The following is a 6951-nucleotide window of genomic DNA, read 5'->3' as shown; positions in this document are numbered from 1 at the left end:
AGGACCTGCCGCAGGCTGCGATCTTTTGATTTTTTTAAAAACCAGATCAAAAGATCGCAGCCTGCGGCAGCTCCTACAGGGTTGTGTGTAGATTCCGAGGAGTGGCCATGTCTTTAGCGGTGATTCAAATGGTCAGCCAGAGCGACGTACTGGCCAATCTGGTTCAGGCCCGGCGCCTGCTCGAACAGGCTGCAGCCGGCGGTGCGAAGCTGGCAGTGCTGCCGGAAAACTTCGCCGCCATGGGCCGTCGCGACGTTGCCGACATCGGCCGTGCCGAAGCATTGGGCGAAGGACCGATCCTGCCATGGTTGAAACAGACCGCCCGCGACCTCAAGTTATGGATAGTGGCTGGCACGTTGCCGTTGCCGCCGGTAGGTCAGCCGAGGGGCAAGGCCAATGCCTGTTCGTTGCTGGTCGATGAACACGGCGAATTCGTTGCCCGCTACGATAAGTTGCATCTGTTTGATGTCGATGTAGCGGACAATCGCGGTCGTTACCGCGAATCCGATGACTATGCTTATGGCAGTGGTGTGGTGGTGGCGGACACGCCGGTGGGTAAATTGGGCCTGACCGTTTGTTACGACTTGCGCTTCCCGGAGCTTTACAGCGAATTGCGCGCCGCCGGTGCTGAATTGATTACCGCACCGTCGGCGTTTACTGCGGTGACCGGCGCGGCGCATTGGGACGTGCTGATTCGCGCACGGGCCATCGAAACCCAGTGTTATGTATTGGCGGCAGCGCAGGGCGGTACCCATCCGGGGCCGCGCGAAACCTTCGGCCATGCGTCGATTGTCGACCCGTGGGGCCGCGTGCTGACGCAGCAGGATCAAGGCGAAGCGGTGTTGTTGGCCGAGCGCGATAGCAATGAACAAGCGTCCATCAGGGCGCGAATGCCGGTGACGCGTCATCGGCGGTTTTTCTCGCAGGGCGCACAGCGGCCTGCTTCAGAACATGAATTTAAGGCGTAAACCTATGAGCGAGTTGTTGTCCTCAGTCAGTGATCACCTGTTGGCACCGGGCGGCGTGACCATCGAGAGCCTGCAAGGCGTACTCGGCGATCTGGCCGGTCCGGGCATCGATGCCGCCGACCTGTATTTTCAGGGACAGATCTCCGAGTCCTGGGCACTGGAAGACGGCATCGTCAAGGAAGGCAGCTTCAACCTCGACCAGGGCGTTGGCGTGCGCGCGCAATCCGGTGAGAAAACCGGTTTCGCCTATAGCAACGCGATCACCCTCGAAGCCCTCGGCGCGGCGGCCCGTGCGGCGCGTTCGATCTCCCGTGCCGGGCAGAACGGCACGGTGCAGGCGTTCACCAGCCAAGACGTCGCCCAGTTGTACGCGCCGGATAACCCGCTGGAAGTGCTGAGCCGGGCCGAGAAAGTCGAATTGCTCAAGAGCATCGACGTCGCGACCCGCGCGCTTGATCCGCGTATCCAGCAGGTCAGTGTGAGCATGGCCGGGGTCTGGGAGCGGATTCTGGTGGCGTCTACCGATGGCGGTCTGGCTGCCGATGTGCGGCCGCTGGTGCGCTTCAACGTCAGCGTCATCGTTGAGCAGAATGGCCGTCGCGAGCGCGGCGGGCATGGCGGCGGCGGGCGTACCGATTACCGTTATTTCCTCGCCGAAGACCGCGCCATGGGCTATGCCCGTGAAGCGTTGCGTCAGGCGCTGGTGAACCTCGAAGCGATCCCGGCACCGGCCGGTACTTTTCCGGTGGTGCTGGGTTCGGGCTGGTCTGGCGTGCTGTTGCACGAAGCGGTCGGCCACGGTCTGGAAGGCGATTTCAACCGCAAGGGCAGTTCCGCCTACAGCGGGCGCATGGGCGAAATGGTTGCCTCGAAACTTTGCACCATCGTCGACGACGGTACGTTGAGTGGCCGTCGCGGTTCGCTGAGTGTCGACGACGAAGGTACGCCGACCGAGTGCACCACGCTGATCGAAAACGGCGTGCTCAAGGGTTATATGCAGGACAAGCTCAACGCGCGCCTGATGGGCGTGGCCCGTACCGGTAACGGTCGTCGTGAATCCTACGCGCATCTGCCGATGCCTCGGATGACCAACACCTACATGCTCGGTGGCGAGAGCGATCCGGCGGAAATCATTGCGTCGGTGAAGAAGGGCATCTACTGCGCCAACCTCGGCGGCGGTCAGGTCGACATCACCAGCGGCAAGTTTGTGTTCTCCACCAGCGAGGCGTATCTGATCGAAGACGGCAAGATTACCGCGCCGGTCAAAGGCGCGACGTTGATCGGCAACGGCCCTGAGGCAATGAGCCGGGTGTCGATGGTCGGTAACGATCTGGCGCTGGACAGCGGTGTAGGTACGTGCGGCAAGGATGGGCAGTCGGTGCCGGTAGGCGTGGGTCAGCCGACGCTGAAAATCGATGCGATCACCGTCGGTGGTACGGGCGCATAAAGAAACGTGTGTAGGAGCTGCCGCAGGCTGCGATCTTTGTTTTTAAAGATCAAAAGATCGTCCGATCGCGGCCCGAGCCTTCGGCAGCTCCTACAAGGGATGAGATCAACGCAGGCCGCGTTGAGTCTCGTCCAACTCACGGATGTACTTGAAGATCTTGCGGCTGGAAGCAGGAGGTTTGTTTTGCGCAACCTCGTGCTGAGCCTGACGGATCAGGGAACGCAATTGCTGGCGATCGGCGTCCGGGTACTCGACGACGAATTTTTCCAGCACGGCATCGTCGCCCGCGATCAGGCGATCGCGCCAGCGTTCCAGGTTATGGAAACGCTCGTTGTATTGGCGAGTGGAGGCATCGAGTTGATCGAGCAAGGTCAGAATCGCGTCAGTGTCCTGATCGCGCATCAGTTTGCCGATGAACTGCAAATGCCGTTTACGCGCGATATTCGCGGTGTGCTTGGGCGCATCGGCCAAGGCACGGCGCATCGCGTCGGTCAGTGGCAGTTTTGCCACCAAGTCAGGCTTGAGTGTTGTAAGGCGCTCGCCAAGGTCAACCAGAGCATGCAGCTCGCGTTTGACCTGAGATTTGCTTTTTTCTCCCGTATCGAGGGAGTCGTCGTAAGAATCAACCATGGTGGCAGTCCGCAAAGAAACGCCGCCATGATAACCAGTCGGGGGCCGCTTGTCCGGCCCGGTCGCTCGATGGCCCCAGCCGAAAGCAGAATTTGAGTGGAGATGAGCATGAGTGCAGTTGAAAGCGTCGGCCCGCAGGCTTTGCCGGCACTGCAAGAACAGGTCGAGCAGATCATTGCCGAAGCCAAGCGTCAGGGCGCCAGTGCCTGCGAAGTGGCGGTGTCGCTGGAACAGGGCTTGTCCACTTCGGTGCGTCAGCGCGAGGTCGAAACAGTCGAGTTCAACCGCGATCAGGGGTTTGGCATCACGCTGTACGTCGGCCAGCGCAAAGGCTCGGCCAGCACGTCCGCCACCGGGCCGGAGGCGATTCGCGAAACCGTCGCGGCGGCATTGGCGATTGCCAAGCACACCTCTGAAGACGAAGCCTCGGGCCTGGCAGATGCCGCGCTGATGGCTCGCGAGCAGCAGGATTTCGATCTGTTCCACGAATGGGACATCACCCCGGAGCAGGCCATCGAGAAGGCGCTGATCTGCGAAGCGGCGGCGTTCGATGCCGACGCGCGGATCAAGAACGCCGATGGCACCACGTTGAGCACGCATCAAGGCTGCCGCGTTTACGGCAACAGCCACGGTTTTATCGGTGGCTACGCCTCGACCCGGCACAGCCTCAGCTGCGTGATGATTGCCGAAGCCGATGGCCAGATGCAGCGCGATTATTGGTATGACGTCAGCCGTCAGGGCACCTTGCTGGCCGACCCGGTGAGCATCGGTCAGCGTGCGGCGCAGCGGGCGGCGAGCCGTCTGGGCGCGCGTCCGGTACCGACCTGTGAAGTGCCGGTGTTGTTTTCAGCGGAGCTGGCCGGTGGCTTGTTCGGCAGTTTCCTCTCGGCGGTGTCCGGCGGCAGCTTGTATCGCAAGTCGTCGTTCCTCGAAGGCACGCTGGGGCAGAAGCTGTTCCCGGAATGGTTGACCATCGATGAGCGTCCGCACCTGATGCGCGCGATGGGCAGCGCTTCGTACGACGGTGATGGTCTGGCGACGTACGCCAAACCGTTCGTCGAAAAGGGCGAGTTGGTCTCGTACATCCTCGGCACCTACTCCGGGCGCAAACTCGGCATGCCAAGCACCGCCAACGCCGGCGGCGTGCATAACCTGTTCGTTACCCATGGCGACGAAGACCAGGCGGCGCTGTTGAAGCGTATGGGCCGTGGTCTGTTGGTCACCGAATTGATGGGCCATGGCTTGAACATGGTCACCGGTGACTATTCGCGCGGCGCGGCGGGTTTCTGGGTCGAGAACGGCGAAATCCAGTTCGCGGTGCAGGAAGTGACCATCGCCGGCAACATGCGCGACATGTTCAAGCAGATCGTCGCGGTCGGTAATGACCTGGAGCTGCGCAGCAATATTCGCACGGGTTCGGTGTTGATCGAACGGATGACCGTCGCGGGCAGCTAAACCGCAACCGTCACAAAAAAAGGCGCGCCATCCACCCGGATGGCGCGCCTTTTTCATACCTGCCCTGTAGGAGCTGCCGAAGGCTGCGATCTTTTGATTTTGCTTTGAAAGACAAGATCAAAAGATCGCAGCCTGCGGCAGCTCCTACACAAGTGCTCTTGTTTTGGTTCTCATTATCATCTAATAATAAATCTCATTATCGGATGAGCCCCGGATCATGAGTTCTGCCTTGCACGAGCAGCCGTACCTCGAAAGCTGGCGCTGGATGAGTCGTCAGATCCGTTGCGCGATGGATCCTGACGAACCGCGCCTGATCGAACATTACCTGGCCGAAGGCCGGTACCTGTCTTGTTGCACTGCGACCTCACCCTGGATGGTCGCCGAAACCTCCTTCCGTTTGCTGCTCGACACCGCCACCGACATCGCCTTGCCGTGGCACTGGCGCAGCCTCTGTCTCGATCAAGCCTGGCGCCCATTGCGTGAAATGGAGCGCCTGTCGCTGTGCAAATGCAGGCTCAAGCGCTGGCAACGCTACACCTGGCAGCTCGCCACCTGCGAGTTGCTTCCCTCGATTCCTCTCATTGAATTAGTCCAAGGATTTACCGATGACCAAGACACGTATTGAGCGCGACAGCATGGGCGAACTGCAGGTGCCGGTGGACGCTCTCTACGGCGCGCAGACCCAGCGCGCAGTGGATAACTTCCCGATCAGCGGCAAGCCGATGCCCAAACAATTCATCCGCGCGTTGATCCTCGCCAAAGCCGCCGCGGCTCGGGCCAACGTCGAGCTTAATCAGATCAGCGCCGCACAGGGCAAAGCCATCAGCGACGCCGCCCAAGGTTTGCTTGAAGGCGATTTCATGCAGCATTTCCCGGTGGATATCTTCCAGACCGGCTCCGGCACCAGCTCGAACATGAACGCCAATGAAGTGATCGCCACCCTGGCCAGCCGCCTGCTCGACGAGCCGGTGAACGCCAATGATCACGTCAACTGCGGCCAGAGCAGCAACGACATCATCCCGACCACCATCCACGTCAGCGCCGCGTTGGCCCTGCACGAACAACTGCTGCCAGCGCTGCTGCACCTGGTGCAGGTGATCGAGCGCAAAGCCGAGCAAGTGCATCACCACGTCAAAACCGGCCGCACGCATTTGATGGACGCAATGCCGGTGCGCATGAGCCAGGTACTCAACGGCTGGGCGCAGCAGCTCAAGGCCAATATCGCTCATCTGCAGGATCTGCTGCCAAGCCTGCAATCGCTGGCGCAGGGCGGTACGGCGGTCGGCACCGGGATCAACGCGCACCCTGAGTTCGCCGCGCGTTTCAGCCGTCAGCTCAGCCAATTGACCGACGTGCAATTCACGCCGGGCAAGGATCTGTTCGCGCTGATCGGCTCGCAGGACACCGCCGTCGCCGTCTCCGGCCAACTCAAAGCCATCGCCGTGTCGCTGATGAAAATCGCCAACGACCTGCGCTGGATGAACTCCGGCCCGCTCGCCGGTCTCGGTGAAATCGAACTGGAGGCGCTGCAACCAGGCTCGTCGATCATGCCGGGCAAGGTCAATCCGGTGATTCCGGAAGCCACCGCCATGGTCGCCGCGCAAGTGATCGGCAACGATTCGGTGATCACCATTGCCGGCCAGTCGGGCAACTTTGAGCTGAACGTGATGCTGCCGATCATCGCGCAGAACCTGTTGAGCAGCATCGAACTGCTGGCCAATTCCAGCCGCCTGCTGGGTGACAAAGCCATCGCCAGCTTCAAGGTCAACGAATCGCGCTTGAAAGAGGCGTTGTCGCGCAACCCGATTCTGGTCACCGCACTCAACCCGATCATCGGTTACCAGAAGGCTGCCGAAATCGCCAAGCAGGCCTACAAGGAAGGTCGCGCGGTGATCGATGTCGCTCTGGAACACACCGACCTGTCGCGCAGCCAACTGGAAGAGTTGCTCAATCCCGAGAAACTCACCGCCGGCGGCGTGTAAGCACCGCAACCGCTTTGGAGGCTCACCATGGAGCACTGGAAACGCACGATCGAACGGGCCAATCGCTGCTTCATGCTGGGCGAACTGATCGATGCCCGTGAGGCTTACCTGCAAGCCCTGGCCTTGGCGCAAGTGTTGTACGAGCGCTGGGCAGATGCCGACGAAGCGGTGGCGGCCTGCGTAATCTCCCACCACAACCTCGCGGATTTGCACCTGCGCCTGAATCAGCCGGAGGAGAGCGCCGAATACCTCTGCGCCATCCACCAACGCCTTTTGCAGACCATGCAGGACGAGCGCCTGCGCCCGGCGCTGCGTGAAGCGGCGCTGCGCCAGAGCAGCAAGACTTACGTCGAGCTGCTGAATTTCATCAGCGAGCACGGCGAATACCCGCGCACTCAGCGCCTGCTGCACCCGGATACCGGCAATGCGCGCCGCGCGCCTGCCCCACATCACCATGGAGTCCATTGAA

The 6951-nt window shown here is 61.1% G+C and carries 7 protein-coding genes; 6 read left to right on the top strand and 1 reads right to left on the bottom strand.

Going from position 1 to position 6951, the window contains the following annotated elements:
- Positions 1–107 precede the first annotated feature (107 nt).
- Both PMI37_RS22000 and tldD read left to right on the top strand, forming a co-directional pair.
- Positions 108–968 carry a carbon-nitrogen hydrolase family protein gene (locus PMI37_RS22000; protein WP_008085096.1) on the top strand — a complete coding sequence of 287 codons (861 nt, stop codon included), beginning with the start codon at positions 108–110 and terminating at the stop codon, positions 966–968.
- A gap of 4 nt (positions 969–972) precedes the next feature.
- Positions 973–2415: a metalloprotease TldD gene (tldD, locus tag PMI37_RS21995; protein WP_008085093.1), complete on the top strand. Its 1443-nt coding sequence runs from the start codon at positions 973–975 to the stop codon at positions 2413–2415.
- Between the two features lie 105 nt (positions 2416–2520).
- Here tldD and yjgA read toward each other — a convergent pair whose 3' ends face one another.
- Positions 2521–3045 carry a ribosome biogenesis factor YjgA gene (gene yjgA, locus PMI37_RS21990; protein WP_008085091.1) on the bottom strand — a complete coding sequence of 175 codons (525 nt, stop codon included), beginning with the start codon at positions 3043–3045 and terminating at the stop codon, positions 2521–2523.
- A 108-nt stretch (positions 3046–3153) separates the two neighbouring features.
- Here yjgA and pmbA point away from each other — a divergent pair, with 108 nt between their 5' ends.
- The 4 genes from pmbA to PMI37_RS21970 all read left to right on the top strand — a co-directional run bounded on the left by pmbA (position 3154) and on the right by PMI37_RS21970 (position 6950).
- The gene (pmbA, locus tag PMI37_RS21985; protein WP_008085089.1) at positions 3154–4500 is read left to right on the top strand and encodes a metalloprotease PmbA; all 1347 of its coding nucleotides are present in this window, start codon (positions 3154–3156) and stop codon (positions 4498–4500) included.
- A gap of 217 nt (positions 4501–4717) precedes the next feature.
- The gene (locus tag PMI37_RS21980) at positions 4718–5125 is read left to right on the top strand and encodes a hypothetical protein (protein ID WP_008085087.1); all 408 of its coding nucleotides are present in this window, start codon (positions 4718–4720) and stop codon (positions 5123–5125) included.
- Positions 5106–6482, top strand: coding sequence for a class II fumarate hydratase (locus PMI37_RS21975; RefSeq protein WP_008085085.1), 1377 nt, complete (start codon positions 5106–5108; stop codon positions 6480–6482). The genes PMI37_RS21980 and PMI37_RS21975 overlap by 20 nt, the downstream gene beginning before the upstream one ends.
- Positions 6483–6509: 27 nt before the next feature.
- Positions 6510–6950: a hypothetical protein gene (locus PMI37_RS21970; RefSeq protein ID WP_008085084.1), complete on the top strand. Its 441-nt coding sequence runs from the start codon at positions 6510–6512 to the stop codon at positions 6948–6950.
- The last annotated feature ends 1 nt before the right edge of the window (position 6951 follow it).

This window comes from Pseudomonas sp. GM80, assembly GCF_000282515.1.
Classification (GTDB): domain Bacteria; phylum Pseudomonadota; class Gammaproteobacteria; order Pseudomonadales; family Pseudomonadaceae; genus Aquipseudomonas.
This window is presented reverse-complemented; position numbering and strand designations above follow the sequence as displayed.